Source organism: Patulibacter minatonensis DSM 18081, from assembly GCF_000519325.1.
Classification (GTDB): domain Bacteria; phylum Actinomycetota; class Thermoleophilia; order Solirubrobacterales; family Solirubrobacteraceae; genus Patulibacter; species Patulibacter minatonensis.
Window position 1 is genome coordinate 3,881,923 of the sequence record NZ_KI912613.1, and the last position, 17,450, is coordinate 3,899,372.

At 74.4% G+C, this 17,450-nt stretch carries 16 protein-coding genes; 14 read left to right on the top strand and 2 right to left on the bottom strand.

Annotated elements, in window-relative coordinates; translation table 11 throughout:
- Positions 1-62 precede the first annotated feature (62 nt).
- Positions 63-1,652 carry an oligosaccharide flippase family protein gene (locus tag PATMI_RS37990; RefSeq protein ID WP_026911897.1) on the bottom strand — a complete coding sequence of 530 codons (1,590 nt, stop codon included), beginning with the start codon at positions 1,650-1,652 and terminating at the stop codon, positions 63-65.
- 151 nt (positions 1,653-1,803) lie between these two features.
- On the opposite strand from PATMI_RS37990, the gene PATMI_RS34975 reads away from it, so the two are divergent.
- From PATMI_RS34975 to PATMI_RS0118120, 3 genes are all read left to right on the top strand, one after another.
- Positions 1,804-2,478 carry a methyltransferase domain-containing protein gene (locus PATMI_RS34975; RefSeq protein ID WP_051471994.1) on the top strand — a complete coding sequence of 225 codons (675 nt, stop codon included), beginning with the start codon at positions 1,804-1,806 and terminating at the stop codon, positions 2,476-2,478.
- Between the two features lie 147 nt (positions 2,479-2,625).
- Positions 2,626-3,864: an NADH:flavin oxidoreductase/NADH oxidase family protein gene (locus PATMI_RS0118115; RefSeq protein WP_026911898.1), complete on the top strand. Its 1,239-nt coding sequence runs from the start codon at positions 2,626-2,628 to the stop codon at positions 3,862-3,864.
- Between the two features lie 370 nt (positions 3,865-4,234).
- On the top strand, positions 4,235-4,960 hold the full coding sequence (locus tag PATMI_RS0118120) for an SDR family oxidoreductase (protein WP_026911899.1): 726 nt from the start codon (positions 4,235-4,237) through the stop codon (positions 4,958-4,960).
- Positions 4,961-5,043: 83 nt separating this feature from the next.
- On the opposite strand, the gene PATMI_RS0118125 is transcribed toward PATMI_RS0118120, so the two are convergent.
- The gene (locus PATMI_RS0118125) at positions 5,044-5,757 is read right to left on the bottom strand and encodes a class I SAM-dependent methyltransferase (RefSeq protein ID WP_026911900.1); all 714 of its coding nucleotides are present in this window, start codon (positions 5,755-5,757) and stop codon (positions 5,044-5,046) included.
- A gap of 249 nt (positions 5,758-6,006) precedes the next feature.
- On the opposite strand from PATMI_RS0118125, the gene PATMI_RS0118130 reads away from it, so the two are divergent.
- The 11 genes from PATMI_RS0118130 to PATMI_RS0118180 all read left to right on the top strand — a co-directional run bounded on the left by PATMI_RS0118130 (position 6,007) and on the right by PATMI_RS0118180 (position 17,358).
- Positions 6,007-6,768: a class I SAM-dependent methyltransferase gene (locus PATMI_RS0118130; protein WP_026911901.1), complete on the top strand. Its 762-nt coding sequence runs from the start codon at positions 6,007-6,009 to the stop codon at positions 6,766-6,768.
- Positions 6,765-7,535, top strand: a complete 771-nt coding sequence (locus tag PATMI_RS34980) for a class I SAM-dependent methyltransferase (protein ID WP_026911902.1) — start codon at positions 6,765-6,767, stop codon at positions 7,533-7,535. The genes PATMI_RS0118130 and PATMI_RS34980 overlap by 4 nt, the downstream gene beginning before the upstream one ends.
- Positions 7,532-8,512: a glycosyltransferase family 2 protein gene (locus PATMI_RS0118140; protein WP_157260842.1), complete on the top strand. Its 981-nt coding sequence runs from the start codon at positions 7,532-7,534 to the stop codon at positions 8,510-8,512. The genes PATMI_RS34980 and PATMI_RS0118140 overlap by 4 nt, the downstream gene beginning before the upstream one ends.
- On the top strand, positions 8,509-9,675 hold the full coding sequence (locus PATMI_RS36860; protein WP_026911904.1) for a glycosyltransferase family 4 protein: 1,167 nt from the start codon (positions 8,509-8,511) through the stop codon (positions 9,673-9,675). Before PATMI_RS0118140 ends, PATMI_RS36860 begins: the two co-directional genes overlap by 4 nt.
- A gap of 46 nt (positions 9,676-9,721) precedes the next feature.
- A complete protein-coding gene (locus PATMI_RS0118150; protein WP_026911905.1) occupies positions 9,722-10,471 on the top strand; it encodes a YebC/PmpR family DNA-binding transcriptional regulator in 750 nt (249 codons plus the stop codon).
- A 17-nt stretch (positions 10,472-10,488) separates the two neighbouring features.
- Positions 10,489-11,700 (top strand): glycosyltransferase, encoded by a 1,212-nt coding sequence (locus tag PATMI_RS34985; RefSeq protein ID WP_026911906.1) that lies wholly within the window; start codon positions 10,489-10,491, stop codon positions 11,698-11,700.
- A 59-nt stretch (positions 11,701-11,759) separates the two neighbouring features.
- A complete protein-coding gene (gene ruvC, locus PATMI_RS0118160; RefSeq protein ID WP_245604193.1) occupies positions 11,760-12,254 on the top strand; it encodes a crossover junction endodeoxyribonuclease RuvC in 495 nt (164 codons plus the stop codon).
- The gene (gene ruvA / locus PATMI_RS0118165; protein ID WP_026911908.1) at positions 12,251-12,847 is read left to right on the top strand and encodes a Holliday junction branch migration protein RuvA; all 597 of its coding nucleotides are present in this window, start codon (positions 12,251-12,253) and stop codon (positions 12,845-12,847) included. The genes ruvC and ruvA overlap by 4 nt, the downstream gene beginning before the upstream one ends.
- Before the next feature lie 62 nt (positions 12,848-12,909).
- Positions 12,910-13,938 (top strand): Holliday junction branch migration DNA helicase RuvB, encoded by a 1,029-nt coding sequence (gene ruvB, locus PATMI_RS0118170; protein WP_051472399.1) that lies wholly within the window; start codon positions 12,910-12,912, stop codon positions 13,936-13,938.
- Positions 13,939-14,061: 123 nt separating this feature from the next.
- The gene (locus tag PATMI_RS0118175) at positions 14,062-17,034 is read left to right on the top strand and encodes a protein translocase subunit SecDF (RefSeq protein ID WP_026911910.1); all 2,973 of its coding nucleotides are present in this window, start codon (positions 14,062-14,064) and stop codon (positions 17,032-17,034) included.
- A gap of 51 nt (positions 17,035-17,085) precedes the next feature.
- Positions 17,086-17,358, top strand: coding sequence for a hypothetical protein (locus PATMI_RS0118180; protein WP_026911911.1), 273 nt, complete (start codon positions 17,086-17,088; stop codon positions 17,356-17,358).
- The last annotated feature ends 92 nt before the right edge of the window (positions 17,359-17,450 follow it).

Here is a 17,450-nt window from a genome sequence, read left to right on the forward strand (position 1 = left end):
GTCACCGGACGGTCACGGGCGCCGGGTGCAGGCAGAACGCGGGCCACGGGGCCCGCACCGCCTCACCGGACGGCACCTCGCAGGTACCCGGCGATCTCGCGGACCAGGGCGCGCTCGAAGAGGTAGGTGCCGGCGGCCAGCAGGGCGGCGAACACCACGAGCTCGACGCCGAGGGGGACGTCCTGCGTCGTCAGGAAGACCCCGACCGCGGTGGCGGGCAGGACCGGGACGAGCGACCGGACGGTCAGCCCGAACGGCGACCACGTGCCGAACCGCCTGCGGATGTAGACGGTGCGGATCGCGAGCTGCCCGAGGGCCTGCAGGACGGTGCTGACGGCGAGCCCGTCGAGCCCCCAGATCAGGGTCGGCGGGATCTGCAGCAGGACGAACAGGACGACCGCCCCGAGGCTGTTGACGGCCACGGGCCGCGCGTCCCCGGCGACGATCTCGTACTGCCACCAGTTCGTCCCGAGGTGCGCGACGGCGACGGCGACGGCGAACCACTGGACGACGCCGACCGCCGACCGCCACTCGTCGCCGTAGACGGCCGGGAGCAGCTGCGGGGCGAAGATCACGAGACCGGCGGCGACCGGCACGGCCCACGCGAGTCCGACGCGGTTGGCCTTCCCGAACGTCTCGCGCAGGACGTCGGGGCGGTCCTGCGCGGCGGCGATCGCGGGGTAGATGACCTGCGAGACGGCCTGGTCCAGGCGCGCCGCGAAGAAGGTGATGTTCGAGGCCAGCGTGACGGCGGCCACGGCCCGCGCGTCGATCGACCGCTGCGCCAGCACCATCAGGCCGAGTCCGACGACGGCGCTCGAGACCGCCGCGACCCACAGGGACAGCGAGACCTTGCCGTAGCGGCGCAGGGCCGCCGCATCGAACCGCGGCCGCAGGCGGTACGGGCAGAGCACGACGGCGATCAGGGCCGTCGACCAGGCGCCCGCGAGGATCCCGAGGACGATCGCCCACGCGCCGAGCCCGGCGATCGCCAGGCCGACGGCGACGACCGTCCCGAGCACCGGGTCGACCGCCTGGATCACGCGCAGCCGCCCGAACTCCATCCGCCGGTTCAGGACCCACAGCGGCGCCTGCAGCGTCTGCGCGGGCCACGCCAGGGCGCTGGCGACCCCGAGCAGGAGCAGCTCGGAGTTGCCGTACATCGCGGCGAGCAGCGGCGCGGTCGCGATCGTGATCACGAAGAGGACGCTGTTGACCGTCACCTCGATCGAGAACACGCGCTGGAACGCGAGCTCCTGGTCGTCCTCGTCCTGGCCGACGAAGACCTCGTTCGTGCCGGTCGTCCGCAGCGCCGCCAGCAGGGCGCCGAAGGCCAGCAGGGCGCCCCAGATGCCGTACTCCTCGGGCCCGACGACGCCCGGGAGCACGAAGTTCCGGCCGGCCTGGACGACGCCCATGGCGGCCATCCAGATCCCGCTGATCAGGACACCGCGCGTGGCGTGCTCGCGGAGGGACCGCGACCCGAGGGCGATGCCGCGGCGCTGCACCGCGTCGGCGGAGCCGTCCGAGGCTCCGGGCGGCGGCGTCACGGGCGGGACCACGGGGGTGGCGCCGCCGGGCACGTCGACGGGCGGCTCCGGGGCGGGGCCCGCGGGCGGCTCGGGTGGGAGGTCTGCGGGTGGCTCGGGCAAGCGGGACCGTGGGTTCCGGGCGGTCGTCGAGCGGGCGCGGGCGGGGTGCGCGGGCGCCGGGACGCCGCGGCAGTCTAGTGCCCCGGGGCCGGCGTCCGGGCCGGGGCGGCCGGGGTCGGCGGGCGCCGCATCCTCCGTAGACTGCCCGGCCGTGGCCCAGCCGATCACCCGCGAGTTCCTGTCCGACGTCCTGGCCCTCGTCCCGGCACCCGATCCGGTGGTCGAGTTCGGGTCGCTGCAGGTCGAGGCGGAGCAGGACATCGACCTGCGGCGGTTCTTCCCGGGCCGGCCTTTCACGGGCACCGACTTCCGCGAGGGCCCGGGCGTCGACCGCGTCGAGGACCTCCGGGCGCTGACCTACGCCGACGGCGAGATCGGCACCGCGGTCTGCCTCGACACCCTGGAGCACTGCGCCGACCCCGTCACCGCGGTCCGCGAGATGCACCGCGCGCTCCGCCCCGACGGCGGCCTCTGCCTCATCAGCTCGGTGATGCTCTTCGGCATCCACGGCTACCCGAACGACTACTTCCGCTTCACGCCCGAGGGCTTCCGGCAGCTGCTCGAGCCGTTCGACGACGCGTGGGTCCTCGGGGTCGGCGACCAGGGCATCCCGCGCGAGGTCTTCGGGGTCGGGATCCGCGGCGGCTCGCTCGACGCGCTCGGGATCGAGGCGATGCCGCAGCTCGCCGCCCGGCAGCGCTGGTGGGACGACGCCGACGGGCTCGTCCGCCTCGGCCCGCTCCGCTACCCGCCGCGGCTGCTCGCGAAGGAGCTGGGCTGGGAGGCCCGGCGCCTCGTGAAGGCGAAGCTGCGCCGCGGACGCTGAGCGCATCGGGTCGATCGGCCCCCCGGGGTCCCGCATGCCGCGGACGGCGACGCCGGGAGCCAGAACCTACCGCGGGTAGCGTCGCTGGCTACGGTCCTGTAGCTTCCGCCTCCGGCGCGCCGTCCGGCCGCCCGACCGGAGGTTCCGATGCCCGACACCGCGACCACGCCGAAGGCGCTCGCCGCGCCGCTCACCCTTCCCGGGGGCCAGACGCTCCCCAACCGGCTGGCGAAGTCCGCGCTCTCCGAGCAGCTGGGCGACCGCCGCAACGCGCCGACCGAGGACCTGACCCGGCTCTACCGCCGCTGGTCCGCGGGCGGCTCGGGGCTGCTCGTCACGGGAAACGTGATGATCGACCGGCGGCAGCTCGGCGAGCCGCGGAACGTCGTCGTCGAGGACGACCGCGACCTCGCCGCGCTCACGTCGTGGGCCGACGCCGCGCGCTCGGGCGGAGGCGTCGCGTGGGCGCAGATCAACCACCCGGGCCGGCAGGCGCTGTGGCTCGCCGGGTCCGCCCGCCCGGTCGCGCCGAGCGCCGTCGCCCCGCGGATCCCGGGCTACGTCACGCCCCGCGCGCTGACGGGCGCGGAGGTCGAGGAGCTGATCGCCCGCTACGCGCGCACCGCCGCCGTCCTGGCGACCGCCGGCTTCACGGGGATCCAGCTGCACGGCGCCCACGGGTACCTGATCTCGCAGTTCCTCTCGCCCCTGGCGAACGTCCGCGACGACGCGTGGGGCGGCGACGCCGAGCGCCGGCGCCGGTTCGTCGTCGAGGTCGTCCGTGCCGTCCGCGCCGCGGTCCCGTCGGGCGTGGCGGTCGCGATCAAGCTGAACTCCGCGGACTTCCAGCGCGGCGGGTTCGACGAGGACGAGTCGATGGCGGTGCTCGAGGCGCTCGCCGCCGAGGACCTCGACCTGATCGAGATCAGCGGCGGGACCTACGAGCAGCCGACGATGATGGACGGCGACAAGCGGCCGAGCACGATCGCCCGCGAGGCGTACTTCCTCGAGTACGCGGAGCGGCTGCGCGAGCGCGTCCCGCACGTGCCGCTGATGGTCACGGGCGGCTTCCGCACCGCCGAGGCGATGGAGCGCGCTGTCGCGTCCGGCGCCTGCGACGTCGTCGGGCTCGGCCGGCCGCTCGCCGTCGCCCCCGACGCCCCGGCACGCCTGCTGGACGGGCGGATCACGTCCGTCGACGCGGGGGAGAAGCGCATCGGTGTCGCCAAGCTCGACAGCGCCGTGGACCTCTACTGGCACACCCGCCAGCTCCGGCACATGGGCGCCGGCCGCGACCCGCGGCCGGGCGAGAGCGCCTGGCTCGCCGCCGCCGGCCTGATCGTCGAGAACGGCTGGGGCGCGATGCGCCGCCGGCGCGGCGGCTGACCCGGCGGAGGACCGATCCGACGCGAGGCTCGGCCGGCGCGGCCGGGCGGCCGGCGCGGCACCACGCGGGAGGACGGATGCTGCGTTCGCGTCGCACGGCGACGACGACGCAGAACCGCATCGGCGGGCCCGGGTTGGGCGAGGCGACCTAGCAGTACGGATGCTGCGTTCGCGTCGCATGGCGACGACGACGCAGAACCGGACGGGCTCGCAGCCCGGCCCGGCCGCCCGGCGCCACGTCTCGGGCGCCCCGGCCCGCCCGGTCGGCCCCGTGCCGGGCGCGCCGGCTCGCCCACCGGCATCGCCTGCGATCCTCCCGGGCGCCGGGCCCGTCCGGCAGCCGTCCGACCCGACCCGAGGACCCCCGCCGATGCCGCAGCGCGCCGCGATCGTGACCGGAGCCACCAGCGGCATCGGGCTGGCCGTCTCGCGCGCGCTGGCCGAGGAGGGGCTCGCCGTCACGCTGACGGCCAGGCGCGCCGACCGGCTGGAGGCCGCCACCGCCGAGCTGCTCGAGGAGGGCTTCACGGTCCACGGGGTGCCGGCGGAGCTCCAGGAGGACGGCGCCGTCGCGCGCATCGTCGCCGAGCACCGCGAGCGCTGGGGGCGCCTCGACGTCGTCGTCAACAACGCCGGCGTCGGCCGCGGTGCGGGGGTGGCCGAGACGACCGACGAGGACCTCGACCTGCAGCTCGCGGTCAACCTCCGGACGCCGATCCTGCTCTACCGCGAGGCGATCCCCCTCCTGCGCACCGCCGCGCGGGAACATCGCAACGCGCTGGTGGTCAACGTCGCCTCCGTCACCGGGGTCTACGGCGAGCCGTGGCTCTCGGTCTACGCCGCGACGAAGGCCGGGCTCATCAACTGGACCGAGTCGATGCACCGCGAGCTCTCCGCCGAGGGCATCAAGTCCTCGGCGCTCTGCCCGGGCTTCGTCGATACGCCGACCCGTGATCCGGGCGGCGGCCCGCCGGACCCCACGGCGATGATGACCCCGGAGGACATCGCGCAGACCGTGAGGTTCCTGCTGCGCGTCTCACCCGCGTGCTGCGTGCCCCGGATCGAGCTCGTCCGCCCGGGCGAGCGCATGACCTGACCGGCCCGGGCGACGCGGGCCGGCCCGTCGGTCGCCGCCGACGGACCGGACCGGCGCCGCAGATCGTCCGGACGAGCGCCGGATCAGGTCGGCGTCGTCCCCACCAGCACGTGCTGGTAGGTGAGGAACGCGCGGACGCCGCGGGGCGCGATCCTCGGCAGCCGCCGGTCGATCCGGTGCGGCTTCCACGGGTGGACCTTCATGACGCGCAGGACGTCGCGGTCGACCGGCCCGATCGGGGCGCCGGCGTCCGCGAGGAGGTTCATCGCGTCGCCGAGCGTGAACCAGCGCAGGTGGGTGGCGTCGAAGATCCCGGCCTCGCGACGCGGCCAGGTGCCGTGCCGGGCGAGGGTCCAGAACGTCTCCCAGTACCGGACGTTCGGGAGCGAGACGACGACCGCGCCGCCGGGGCGGAGCAGCGCGACGGCGGAGGCCAGCGCGGTCCACGGCTCGCGCAGGTGCTCGAGGACGTCGGCGGCGATCACGCAGTCGTAGCCGTCGCCCACGAGCTCGCGGGCCGACGCCGGCGTGGCGAGCAGCGCCTCGAGGTCGGCGACCTCCACGCGGTCCAGCCGTGTCCGGGCGCGCTCGGCGTAGACCGGGTCGAGCTCCAGGCCGACGATCTCGCGACCGGGCACCGCGGCCTTCAGCCCGGCGCCGAGCGCGCCGGAGGAGCACCCCAGGTCGAGGATCCGGCGGGCGGACGCCGGGACCATCGACTGGACGTCGCTGCGCGGGTTCTCGTACGCGAACTGGCGCGCGTCGCGCAGCGCGTCGGTGGCTGGGGCCTCGGCCATGGGCGCGGAGTGTAGGCCCCGGTCGCGGCACCGGGACCCGCCGGGACCCGCCGGTTCCCGACGCCCATCAGGGAATCGACGGCTTCCGGTGCATTCCCCGACGGGCCGCGGAGGACGGATGCCCGCCCGTCGCACGGACGCCGCGGGGCGTCGGCCCGCCGTACACTGCGGCGCTGTGGTCGACCGCTCCCTCCTGACGTCCCCCGTCGCCGCGCCCGGGGTCTCCCGCGCCGCCGGGGGGACCCGCCGATGACCCTGCCCGTCGAGGAGCGCATCGCCGCCGCGCGCGCCGCGATCGCGGACAACCCGGTCTGGTACCACGCGATCGAGCTGGCGCCGGGCGTCGTCACGCCGGGGTTCGTCGACCACCGGCCCGTCACGCCGAAGATCCTGCCGCGCGACCTGACGGGCGTCCGCGCGCTCGAGGTCGGCACGTTCGACGGCCACTGGTCGTTCGCGATGGAGGAGCGCGGCGCGCAGGTCACCGCGCTCGACCTCCCCGCGTTCGAGGGTACGAACTTCCCGCCCATCCACCGCGAGCGCCTGCTGAAGGAGATGGCCGAGAAGGACATGGAGCTCGGCCGCGGCTTCAAGCTCGCGCACGAGATCCGCGGGTCGTCCGTCGAGCGGCTCGAGGTGGACGTCCAGAACTTCGCGCCGGAGGAGGTCCCCGGCGAGTACGACCTCGTCTTCGTCGGCGCGATCCTCCTGCACCTGCGAGACCCCGTCGGGGCGCTCGAGCGGCTCCACGGCTGCCTGCGGCCCGGCGGCCGCCTGATCGCGTTCGAGGCGTTCTCCGTCGCCGCGACGCTGCGCTCGCCGCGGAAGGCGATGGCGACGTTCGAGACCGTCGAGACCGCGTTCAACTGGTGGGTCCCGAACCTCGCCGCCCTGCGCGCGTGGTTCGTCACCGCCGGGTTCGTCGACGTGAAGCGCCACGCGATCATGCGCCCGCCGACGAACGCGGAGATGAAGGGCACGAACGTCCTCTTCACGGCCAAGCGCGCGTGAGGCCGGACGCCCGGCAGCGGATCGACGAGCTCGCGGACGACCTGGTCGTCCTCGACGTCGGCGGCTGGGCGGCGCCCCTGTGGCGCGCGGACTGGGTCGTCGACCTGCTCCCGTACGAGACCCGCGGCCTCTACGGCGCGGCGGACCCCGACCGCGAGCGGTTCTCGGCGGACACCTGGGTCCAGGCCGACATCTGCGGCCCCGATCCGTGGCCGTTCGAGGACGACCAGTTCGACGTCGTGATCTGCTCGCACACGCTGGAGGACGTCCGCGACCCGGTCTTCGTCTGCGCCGAGCTCCAGCGCGTCTCGCGCTCGGGGTACGTCGAGCTGCCGACGGCGGTCGAGGAGCTGACCTTCGGCGTCCAGGGGCCGTGGGTCGGCTGGTCGCACCACCGCTGGATCGGCGAGTGGGACGGCGGCGAGCTCGTCCTGACCCACAAGCCGCACCTCCTCGCCGCGCCGGGCCGGCACCTGCCGACGGGCACCCACGAGGCCGTGCCCGCCGACGACCGCACGATCGCGTTCTGGTGGGAGGACGAGGTCCGGGCCCGCGAGCGCGTGCTGGTCGACGCCGACGAGTTCGACGGCTGGCTCGGCGGGCTGCTCGCGGCGTGCGCCGCACAGGCCGGGATCGAGGCCCCGCAGCCGGACGCCCCCGGGACCGCGTCGGGCGGCCGGCTCGCCCTGCGACGCAAGGGCCGGCTGCGGCAGATGCGCGGCGCGCTCGGTCATCGCGCGTCCCGGTGGCGGGACGGGCGGCGGTGAGCGGCACGCCCGACGTCTCGGTCGTGATGGCGACCGCCGGGCGCCGCGTCGGACTCCTCTGGGCGCTCGACGCGCTCGCCGCCCAGGAGCTCCCGGACGGCCGGACCTTCGAGGTCGTCGTCGTCCACACCGAGGGCACCGTCGCGCCGCCGCTGGACGCCGCCGCCGAGCATCCGCTGGTCGCCGCCGGGATCGCCCGGATCGTGGCGGACCCGGCGCCGTTCGCCGCGGGCAAGCGCAACGCCGGCTGGCGGGCCTCGCGTGCCCCGCTCGTCGCGTTCACCGACGACGACTGCCGGCCCCGCCCGGACTGGCTGGCCGCGTTCCTTCTCGCCCACGAGGCCTCGCCGACGGCGTTCCTCCAGGGCGGTGCGGCGATCGACCCCGACCAGGAGCGCGTCGCGATGCGCGCGCCCCGGGTCCGTCTGCAGACGTTCGTGCCGCCGACGCCGTGGGCCGAGCTCTGCTCCGCGGCGATCCCGCGCGGGGCGCTCGAGCACGTCGGCGGGCTCGACGAGACGTTCGAGCGCGCGGGGGAGGACACCGACCTCGCCTGGCGGCTGCGCGACGCCGGCGCGCCGTGGGTCGCGGTCCCGGAGGCCGTCGTCGACCACGCCGTCGAGACGCCCGGGCTCCTCGGGGCGCTGCGCGTGGCGGCGCGGTTCGTCGACGGTCCGCGCCTCGTCCGCCGGCACCCCGGTCTGCGGCGGTTCTACCCGGCGGGCGTCTTCTGGTCCCCGGCCCACGCGTGGTGGCTGCTCGGCGCGCTCGGGATCGGGCACTCCGTGTGTCGCTGCCGACCCCTCGGCCTCGGCCTGACCGCCCCGTGGCTCGCGTGGCACCTGACGCGCTACGGCCGCTCCCCCCGCGGGATCGCCCGCAGCGCCGCGGAGCTCCCGGGCGACGCGCTGATCGACGGCGCCCAGATCGCCTCGTTCGCGCTGGCGTCGGTGCGGGAGAGGACGCCGCTCCTGTGACCGGGCCGCCGCTGCGCCCGACGCTCCTGAACCCGGTCTTCTGGCCGGAGGTCCGGCGCGGCAGCGAGCGCGCCGTCCGCTCCCTGGCCGACGGCCTGGTCGCGGCCGGGCACCGCGCGCAGCTCGTGACGTCGCACCCGGGCCGGCGGCCGACGTTCGAGCGCGAGGACGGCCTCGACGTCACGCGACTCCCGCGGGTCACGTCCCGTCGCCTGTGGCGCACGATCGCCGACGACCATGCCGCGCATCACGCCCTCGCGCTGCCGCTGCTGGCCGCCGACCCCGGCGACGTCCTCCACGCCTTCTACCCGACCGACGCGACGCTGGCCGTGCGTGCCGCGACCGCCCACCACGCGCTCGGCGTCGTCCGTCCCGCCGGCCGCGACCGTCGCGCCCGGGTCCCCGTCGTCGTCAGCGTCATGGGCCCGCCCGACCGCGCGTGGGCGGTCGCCGTCCGCGGCCGCCTGGAGGGGCTCGTCGACGCGGCCCGCGCCGCCGACGTCGTCACGACCCTGAGCCGCTTCGCGCAGCAGCGGGTCTGGCGGACGTTCGCCGTGCGGTCGGAGATCGTCCCGCCGCCCGTGGACCTCGACGCCTTCACGGTCGACCCGACGGCGGACCGCCACGAGGAGCCGACGATCCTCTTCGCGTCCGACCCGGCCAGTGGCGCGAAGCGCATCGAGCTGCTCCTGGGGGCGCTGCCGATCGTCCGCCGGTCCCGCCCGGGGACGCGCCTCCTGGTGAACCGCCCGGCCGACCCGGCGCTGGCCCGCGACCTGGCGGCGGTCGACGGCGTGACGCTCGTCGACCTCGACGACCGCCCCGCCCTGGTCGACGCCTACCGCCGCGCGTGGGCCACCGCCCTGCCGTCGGAGAACGAGGCGTTCGGGCTGGTCGTCGCCGAGAGCCTGGCGTGCGGGACGCCGGCGGTCGCGTTCGCGGGGGAGGGCCCCGCCGAGATCGTCACGTCCGACGACGTCGGACGGATCGCCCCGGAGCCGACGGCGGAGGCGCTCGCCACGGCGCTCCTCGGCGCCCTGGAGCTCGCGGACGACGACGGCGTCCGCGACCGCTGCCGCGGGGCGGTCGCCGGGCTGGGCGTCGGCCCCCACACCGCCCGGACGGTCGAGCTCTACCGCGCGGCGATCGCCCGCACGCGCTGACGCCGCCGGATCCTCCGATCCCGCGCCCCGCGCTAGGCTGGGACGCATGTCGGGGCACAGCAAATGGGCGAGCATCAAGCACAAGAAGGCGATCGTCGACTCGCGCCGCGGCAAGATGTTCACGAAGCTCAGCCGTCACATCACCATCGCCGCGAAGGACGGCGGCGGGGACATCATCGGCAACCCGTCGCTCGCGCTGGCCGTCCAGAAGGCCAAGGACGCGTCGATGCCCAAGGACAACATCCAGCGGGCCATCGACAAGGGCACCGGGGCCGGCGCGGACGCCGCGAGCTACGAGAACGTGATGTACGAGGGCTACGGCCCCGGCGGCGTCGCGGTGCTGGTCGAGGCCCTGACCGACAACCGCAACCGCACCGGCGCGGACATCCGGCACATGTTCACGAAGGCCGGCGGCAACCTCGGCGAGCCCGGCTCCGTCGCCTACCTCTTCGACCGCAAGGGCGTCATCGTCGTCGACGGCGCGCAGCACGACGAGGACGCGCTGATGGTCGCCATCGAGGCCGGCGCGGACGACATCGAGGACGAGGACGGCACGTTCGTCGTCGTCACCGAGCCCACGGCGCTGCCCGACGTGCAGAAGGCGCTGGACGAGAACGACATCGCCTACACGAGCGCCGAGCTCGTCTACCGCCCGCAGGTCCGCACGCCGCTGGACGAGGAGGGCGCCGAGAAGCTCGCCAAGCTCATCGACGCCCTGGACGACAACGACGACGTCTCCGAGGTCCACGCGAACTTCGACGTCGCCGACGACGTCCTCGAGCGCGTCTTCGGCTGACCGACCCCGAGGTCCCGATGCGCACCGGCCCGTCGGGGCCGACCCCACGGGTCCTGGCGATCTCCAGCCTGTACCCGCCGCACCATCTGGGCGGCTACGAGCTGGTCCACCGCGGGGTCGACGAGCGGCTCCGCGCCGCCGGGCACGCCGTCCGGGTGCTCGTCACCGACCACGCCGAGGCCGGGGCGGTGGAGCGCGGGCTGCCGGACGACCCCGACGTCCACCGCGAGCTCCGCTGGTACTGGCGCGACCACGCGTTCCCGGCGCTGACGGCGCGCGAGACCGTCCGGCTGGAGCGCCACAACCACCGCGTGCTCCGCCGGCACCTCGCCGAGCACCGCCCGGACGTCGTGGTCTTCTGGGCGATGGGCGGGATGAGCCTGTCCCTGATCGGCGCGGTGACGCGCGCCGGGATCCCGGCCGTCTTCGTCGTCCACGACCGCTGGCCGATCTACGGCCCCGTGTTCGACCGGTTCCGGCGGCTGCTCCGCCCGCTCCCGCGCGGCCGGGGCCCCGTCGCCCGCGCGCTCGGCGCCGACCGGCCGGGGATGCCGGGCGGCGTCGTCCTCCTGAACTCCCTGCGCCTCGCCGACGAGCTCGTCCGCACCCGGTCGATCCCGCCGGGCTGGCGGGTCCTGTCGCCCGGCGTCCCGCTCCCGGACGCCCCGGTGCCCGAGCGACCCTGGACCGGGCGACTGCTCTGCCTCGGCCGGCTGGACCACCGCAAGGGCGTCGACGTCGTCGTCGACGCGCTCGCGCGCCTGCCGCACGACGTCTCGCTGACGGTCGTCGGCGGCGGGGACGAGCGCGTCGCGGCCGACCTGCGCCGGCGGGCGGAGGACGCGGGGACCGGCGACCGGCTGGAGTTGCGCCCCGCCGTCGACCGCTCCGCCCTGCCGACGCTCTTCGCCGAGCACGACGCGCTCGTCTTCCCCGTCCGCTGGTCCGAGCCGTTCGGCCTGGTCCCGCTCGAGGCGATGTCCTTCGGCCTGCCGGTCGTGTCGACGGACGTCGGCGGGCAGGCCGAGTACCTGGACGACGGGGACAACGCGCTCGTCGTCCCCGTCGACGACCCCGCCGCGGTGGCGTCCGCCGTCGCGCGGCTCGCCGCCGACCCCGGGCTGGGGTCCCGACTGCGGTCCGGCGGACTCCGGACGGCGGCGGCGCACGACGAGCGCGACTTCCAGGCGGGCGTCGAGGCCGCGATCGTCCGCGCGGCCCGACGATGACCGGACGTACGAACAGCTGTTCGTGGGAAGGCGTCCGACCCTCCGCGCAGAATGGCGGTGTGGTGACCGTCCTCGGCATCGATCCCGGCCTCGCCAACACCGGCTACGGCGTCGTCCACCGCCGCGGGAGCGGCATGGTCGCCGTCGACGGCGGGGTGATCACGACCCGTTCAGGGACGGACCTCGGCGTCCGCCTCGAGCAGATCCACGACACCGTCTGCGCGCTGATCGACCACCACGCCCCGGTCGCGCTCTCGATGGAGAGCCTGTACTTCGGCAGGAACACCACGAGCGCCCTGGCCGTCGGTCAGGCGCGCGGGGTGGTGCTGCTGGCGGCCGCCCAGCGAGGGGTCCCCTGCATCGACTACACGCCGCAGCAGATCAAGGGCGCGGTCTGCGGCAGCGGCGCGGCCGACAAGGCCCAGGTCCAGCGGATGGTCCAGATGCTGCTCCGGCTCGACGCCCCGCCGTCGCCGGACCACGCCGCCGACGCCCTCGCCGCCGCGATCTGCCACGCCAACCACGCGCCGCTGCGCGCTGCGGTGGCCCGGTGATCGCGCTCCTGCGGGGCACGGTCCATGAGCGCCGTGCGGACAACGTCGTCCTCCTGACCCCCGGCGGCGTCGGCTACGTCCTGAACTGCTCCGGCACCACGCTGGCCGCCCTCCCGGCCGCCGGACAGGAGACGACGCTCCTCTGCCACCTGGCGGTGCGCGAGGACGCCCTCACCCTCTTCGGATTCGGCAGCGAGCCCGAGCGCGACCTCTTCCACCTGCTCCTCACCGTGCAGGCCGTCGGTCCCAAGCTGGCCCTGGCAGTGCTGTCCTCGGGCGGGCCGGACGAGGTCGCCACGAGCATCGCCTCGGGCGACGCCAAGCGCCTCCAGCAGGTCCCGGGGGTCGGCAAGCGGACGGCCGAGCGCATCGTCTCCGAGCTGCAGGACAAGCTCGCCGGCCGGGCTTCGGTCGGCACCGGTGCGGGCGGCGCGGCCCGGGGCGTCGTCACGGCGACCCCCGTGGACGAGGCCCGCGAGGGCCTGCTGGGCCTGGGCCTGTCGCCGGACGAGGTCGAGGCCCTCCTCGCGGTCTCGCACGGCACCACCGCCGCCGAGCTGATCGCCGACGCCCTGCGCAGGTCCCGCGCGTGAGCGGCCCCGGCGACCTCGGCCCCGGCGCGGGGCGTGGCGGCACGCCGCTGCCGGGGCAGGGCATCCGCACGCGCGACGCCGGCGGCGAGGACGTCCCGCGCCTGCCGGATCCCGAGCCGCTGCCGGGCGAGGAGGCCGAGGACCTCTCGCTCCGTCCGCGGAGCCTGGACGAGTTCGTCGGACAGACGCACGTCCGCGACCAGCTGAAGATCGCGATCGACGCCGCGCGGGCGCGGGGGGAGTCCCTCGACCACGTCCTGCTCGCCGGCCCGCCCGGCCTCGGCAAGACGTCGCTGGCCCGGATCCTGGCAGAGGAGATGGAGGCCCCGTTCGTCCCGACCGCCGGCCCGTCGCTGGAGCGCAAGGCCGACATCGCCGCGCTCCTGACCGCCCTGCAGCCGGGCAGCGTGTTCTTCGTCGACGAGCTCCACCGCCTGCCCAAGGCGCTCGAGGAGACCCTCTACCCGGCGATGGAGGACCGGCAGCTGCCGGTCACGATCGGCCAGGGCATCGGGGCCCGGGTGGTCACGCTCGACCTCCCGGCGTTCACGCTCGTCGGGGCGACCACCCGCGCGGGCCTCCTGACCCGGCCGCTCCGGGACCGCTTCGGCCTGCAGCAGCGCCTGGAGCCCTACGAGCACGCCGACCTCGTCTCGATCGTCCGCCGGTCGGCGGGCCTGCTGGGGATGGACGTCGACGACGAGGGCGCCGGGCTGATCGCCCTGCGGGCCCGCGGCACCCCGCGCGTGGCCAACCGCCTGCTGCGACGGGTCCGGGACTTCGTCGAGGTCCGCCACGGGGGGCGGGTCAGCGCCGACTCGGCGGCCGAGGCCCTGGATCTCCTCGGCGTCGACGCGCTCGGGCTGGACCGCCTGGACCGCGAGATCCTGCGCGGCATCTGCGTGATGTTCGCGGGCGGTCCCGTCGGCCTCTCGACGCTGTCGGCGGCGGTCGGCGAGGAGGCCGACACCATCGAGGACGTCTACGAGCCCTACCTGCTCCAGCAGGGGCTCCTGCAGCGCACCCCGAGGGGCCGGATCGTCACGCCGCTGGCGTTCGAGCACCTCGGTCTCGCGATCCCCGGATCCTGAAGATCTCCTGAAGATCCGGCGGGTCGGCGGTCGGTCGGGCGCGGGCCCGGTCGCGCCACCGCACGGGCGCTCCGCGACCGCGGCTCGGCGTTCCGTGGGGGTCGGTACGCTGGCCGCTGCGTTATGACCGATCGCCGCCGCCAGTCCCTCATTCTCGCGCTCGTCGCGCTGATGGTCGTCGCCGCGGCGGTCGTGCTCATCACGAAACCGACGAAGAAGGGCCTGGATCTGCAGGGCGGTGTCCAGCTCGTCTACCAGCTGACGCCCACGAAGGGCTCGAGCCTGAACGACGACTCGATCCAGCGCACGATCGACGTGATGCAGGACCGCATCAACGCGTTCGGTGTCGGCGAGTCGGAGATCCAGCGCTCCGGGAACGACCAGATCGTCGTCTCGCTCCCGGCGGTGTCGAACACCCAGGAGGCCGAGCGGCGCGTCGGCACGACCGCCCAGCTGCGGTTCTACGACTGGGAGGCGAACATCGTCGGCGCGGGCGGCGCCATCGATCCCACGAACCCGCAGATCACGGGCGCGAACGTCGGCGGCATCGGGGCCGGCGGCGCCGAGACGAACAACGCGGCGGCCCTGACCCAGTACGGGGCGGTCCTGCGGGCGTCGAAGTTCCAGCGCCAGACGAACCCGAAGGGCACGTTCCCGACGACGACGGGGGACCAGTGGTACCTCGTCAACGACCAGTTGAAGACGGTCTTCAACGCGGTCCCGGCCGCAACCGTCAAGGACCTCGTGGCGGACATCCGGTCGAATCCGAAGACCCGTGGGCTGGTCGACGCCCAGAACCAGCCCGTCGGCAAGCGCCGCTTCATCAAGGTGCCCGAGGGCTACCGCGTCATCCAGGCCGCCAACAACGTCAACGGCGACGGCAAGGTCCTGCCCGCCGGCAACCGCTGGTTCATCATCCGCGACCGCCCGGCGCTGCGCGGCCAGGACATCAAGAACCCCAGCCAGGGCGTCGACACCGGCCTCGGCGGCGGCAACAAGCCGAACGTCACCTTCGACTTCACCAGCACCGGCAAGAAGCGCTGGAAGGACGTCACGAAGGAGATCGCCAAGCGCGGCTCCGAGAACTGCGTCCCGCCCGCCGGCGTCACCGGGAAGACCGCCACCGGGCAGTACTGCAACCAGCACTTCACGATCGTCCTCGACCAGCAGGCGATCTCGTCCCCGGTCATCGACTTCCAGGACAACCCGGACGGCATCGGCGGCAACACCGGCTCGCAGATCTCCGGCTCGTTCACGTACGACCAGGCCAAGAGCCTCGCGAACCTCCTGAAGTCCGGCTCGCTGCCGCTGAACCTCAAGGTCATCTCGTCGCAGCAGGTCTCCGCGACCCTCGGCCAGGAGGCCCTCGACCAGGCCCTCGTCGCCGGTCTCGTCGGCTTCGGCGTGGTCGCGATCTTCCTGATCGCCTTCTATCGCGTCCTCGGCCTGATCGCCGTCGCCGGCCTCGCGGTCTACTCCGTCTTCTTCCTGGCGATCATCAAGCTCGTCCCGGTCGTCCTGACCCTCCCGGGCATCGCCGGTCTGATCCTCACGATCGCCGTGGCGGCCGACGCCAACGTCGTCATCTTCGAACGTGTGAAGGACGAGCTGCAGGACGGCAGATCGGTCCCACGGGCGATCAAGGACGGCTATCGCAAGGGCCTGTCGGCGATCATCGACGGCAACGTCATCACGTTCCTCGTCGCGTTCGTCCTCTTCCTCGTCGCCGTCGCCGGACCGAAGGGCTTCGCGTTCACGCTCGGCATCGGCGTGCTGCTGTCGATGATCACCGCGGTCCTCCTGACCCAGGCGATCCTCGGCATCCTCGGCCGCTCGAAGCTGATGTCGAACCCGAAGGCCCTCGGCGCGCGCTCCCGCAAGCCGATCTGGCACCGGTTCGACTTCAACGGCGCCGGCCGCTGGTTCTTCGCGATGTCGGGCGTCGTGCTCGCGATCGGCGCGATCGCCGTCGGCTCGCGCGGCCTGAACTTCGGCATCGACTTCGAGTCGGGCACCCAGATCACGGCCACGGTCCCGGCCGGCAAGACGTTCAACGAGGACCAGGTCCGCGACGCGCTGAAGCCGGTCGGCCAGCAGGACGCCAAGGTCCAGGAGATCGACGGCGGCAAGAAGTTCCAGGTCCAGACCGAGGACCTGACGCCGGCCCAGCAGCAGGCCGCACTGGACGCGATCCAGAAGGGCCTGCAGATCCAGCAGAAGGACGTGAGCACGAACTCGGTCGGCCCGACGTTCGGCGAGACCGTCGCGCGCACCGCCGTGATCGCGATCATCGCGTCGTTCGTCCTGATCGCGTTCGTGATCTGGTTCCGCTTCGGGCTCCGCTACACCGTCCCGATCCTCATCGCGGTCGTCCACGACCTCCTGATCACGGCGGGCATCTACGCCCTCACCGGTGCCGAGGTCACCGCCTCCACCGTCGCGGCGCTGCTGACCATCATCGGCTACTCGCTGTACGACACGATCATCGTGTTCGACCGCGTCAGGGAGAACCTCGCCCGATTGCCGTCGGCCGCGTTCTCGCAGATCGTCAACCGCTCGATGAGCGAGGTCCTCGGCCGGTCGCTGGTGACGTCGTTCTCGACCGGTCTGCCGACGCTCGCGCTGCTGCTGTTCGGCGGCGAGACGCTGCAGGACTTCGCGCTCGCGATGCTCATCGGCACGATCTCCGGCGCGTACTCGTCGGTCTTCATCGCCGCCCCGGTGCTCACCGAGTGGATGGAGCGCGTCCCGGCGTTCAAGGCCCGCCGAGCGCGCCTCGAGGCGGCCAACGACGGCAAGCTGCCGCCGTACCCGGAGAAGGGCTCCGCGAAGGAGATCGACCTCGACGCGGCCAAGAAGCGCCGCGCCGAGCGGGTCACGGCGCCCGACGAGGCCGGGCAGCCCGTGTCGTCGGCCGAGTTCAACCGGATGGTGGCCGACCTCGGGATCGACGACGCGCCGGCAGGCGCGAAGGCGGAACCCGAGGGGCCGCCGCCGCCCGTCCAGCGCGCGAAGGACCTCTCGCCCGAGGAGGTGACGTTCCGGGACGACCCGGCGCGTCGCGCGAAGCCGAACCGCGGGAAGAAGAAGCGCTGATGTCCGCACCCGTCCTCAACCCCGCCGTCCGCGGAACCACGGAGGTCTGACATGGCCGTGCTCGTCTGGGTGCTGATCGCCCTCGCCATCTGGCACTTCACCGTCTTCGTCCCCGACAAGTTCGCGGGCGGCATCGTCGGCGCCTTCGGCATCTCGATCGCCGGCGGCATCATCGGCGGCCTCGCGCTGTCCGGCTTCGACATGCCCTCGCGCGACGCCACCGACGTCGGCACCGTGATCCTCGGCGTGCCGGGCACCCTGATCGCCCTCGCGGTCCTGTGGCTCTGGGGCGCGCGCCGCGAGTCCGCGGCCGACGCCTCGTAGCGCCCCGCGCGGGACCTCCGGTCGCCGGCGCGCCGACGACCGGGGCGCCGCGGGCCGGCCGGGCGCCCTCGTCCGGGCCCGCCCGTACCCTC

What these genes read in the sequence shown, in the direction of transcription:
- PATMI_RS0118150 (WP_026911905.1), top strand. Translation starts at nt 9,722, where the DNA reads ATGTCGGGGCACAGCAAATGGGCGAGCATCAAGCACAAGAAGGCGATC.
- PATMI_RS0118115 (WP_026911898.1), top strand. Translation starts at nt 2,626, where the DNA reads ATGCCCGACACCGCGACCACGCCGAAGGCGCTCGCCGCGCCGCTCACC.
- PATMI_RS0118125 (WP_026911900.1), bottom strand. Translation starts at nt 5,757, where the DNA reads ATGGCCGAGGCCCCAGCCACCGACGCGCTGCGCGACGCGCGCCAGTTC.
- PATMI_RS0118130 (WP_026911901.1), top strand. Translation starts at nt 6,007, where the DNA reads ATGACCCTGCCCGTCGAGGAGCGCATCGCCGCCGCGCGCGCCGCGATC.
- PATMI_RS0118175 (WP_026911910.1), top strand. Translation starts at nt 14,062, where the DNA reads ATGACCGATCGCCGCCGCCAGTCCCTCATTCTCGCGCTCGTCGCGCTG.
- PATMI_RS34985 (WP_026911906.1), top strand. Translation starts at nt 10,489, where the DNA reads ATGCGCACCGGCCCGTCGGGGCCGACCCCACGGGTCCTGGCGATCTCC.
- PATMI_RS0118180 (WP_026911911.1), top strand. Translation starts at nt 17,086, where the DNA reads ATGGCCGTGCTCGTCTGGGTGCTGATCGCCCTCGCCATCTGGCACTTC.
- PATMI_RS0118120 (WP_026911899.1), top strand. Translation starts at nt 4,235, where the DNA reads ATGCCGCAGCGCGCCGCGATCGTGACCGGAGCCACCAGCGGCATCGGG.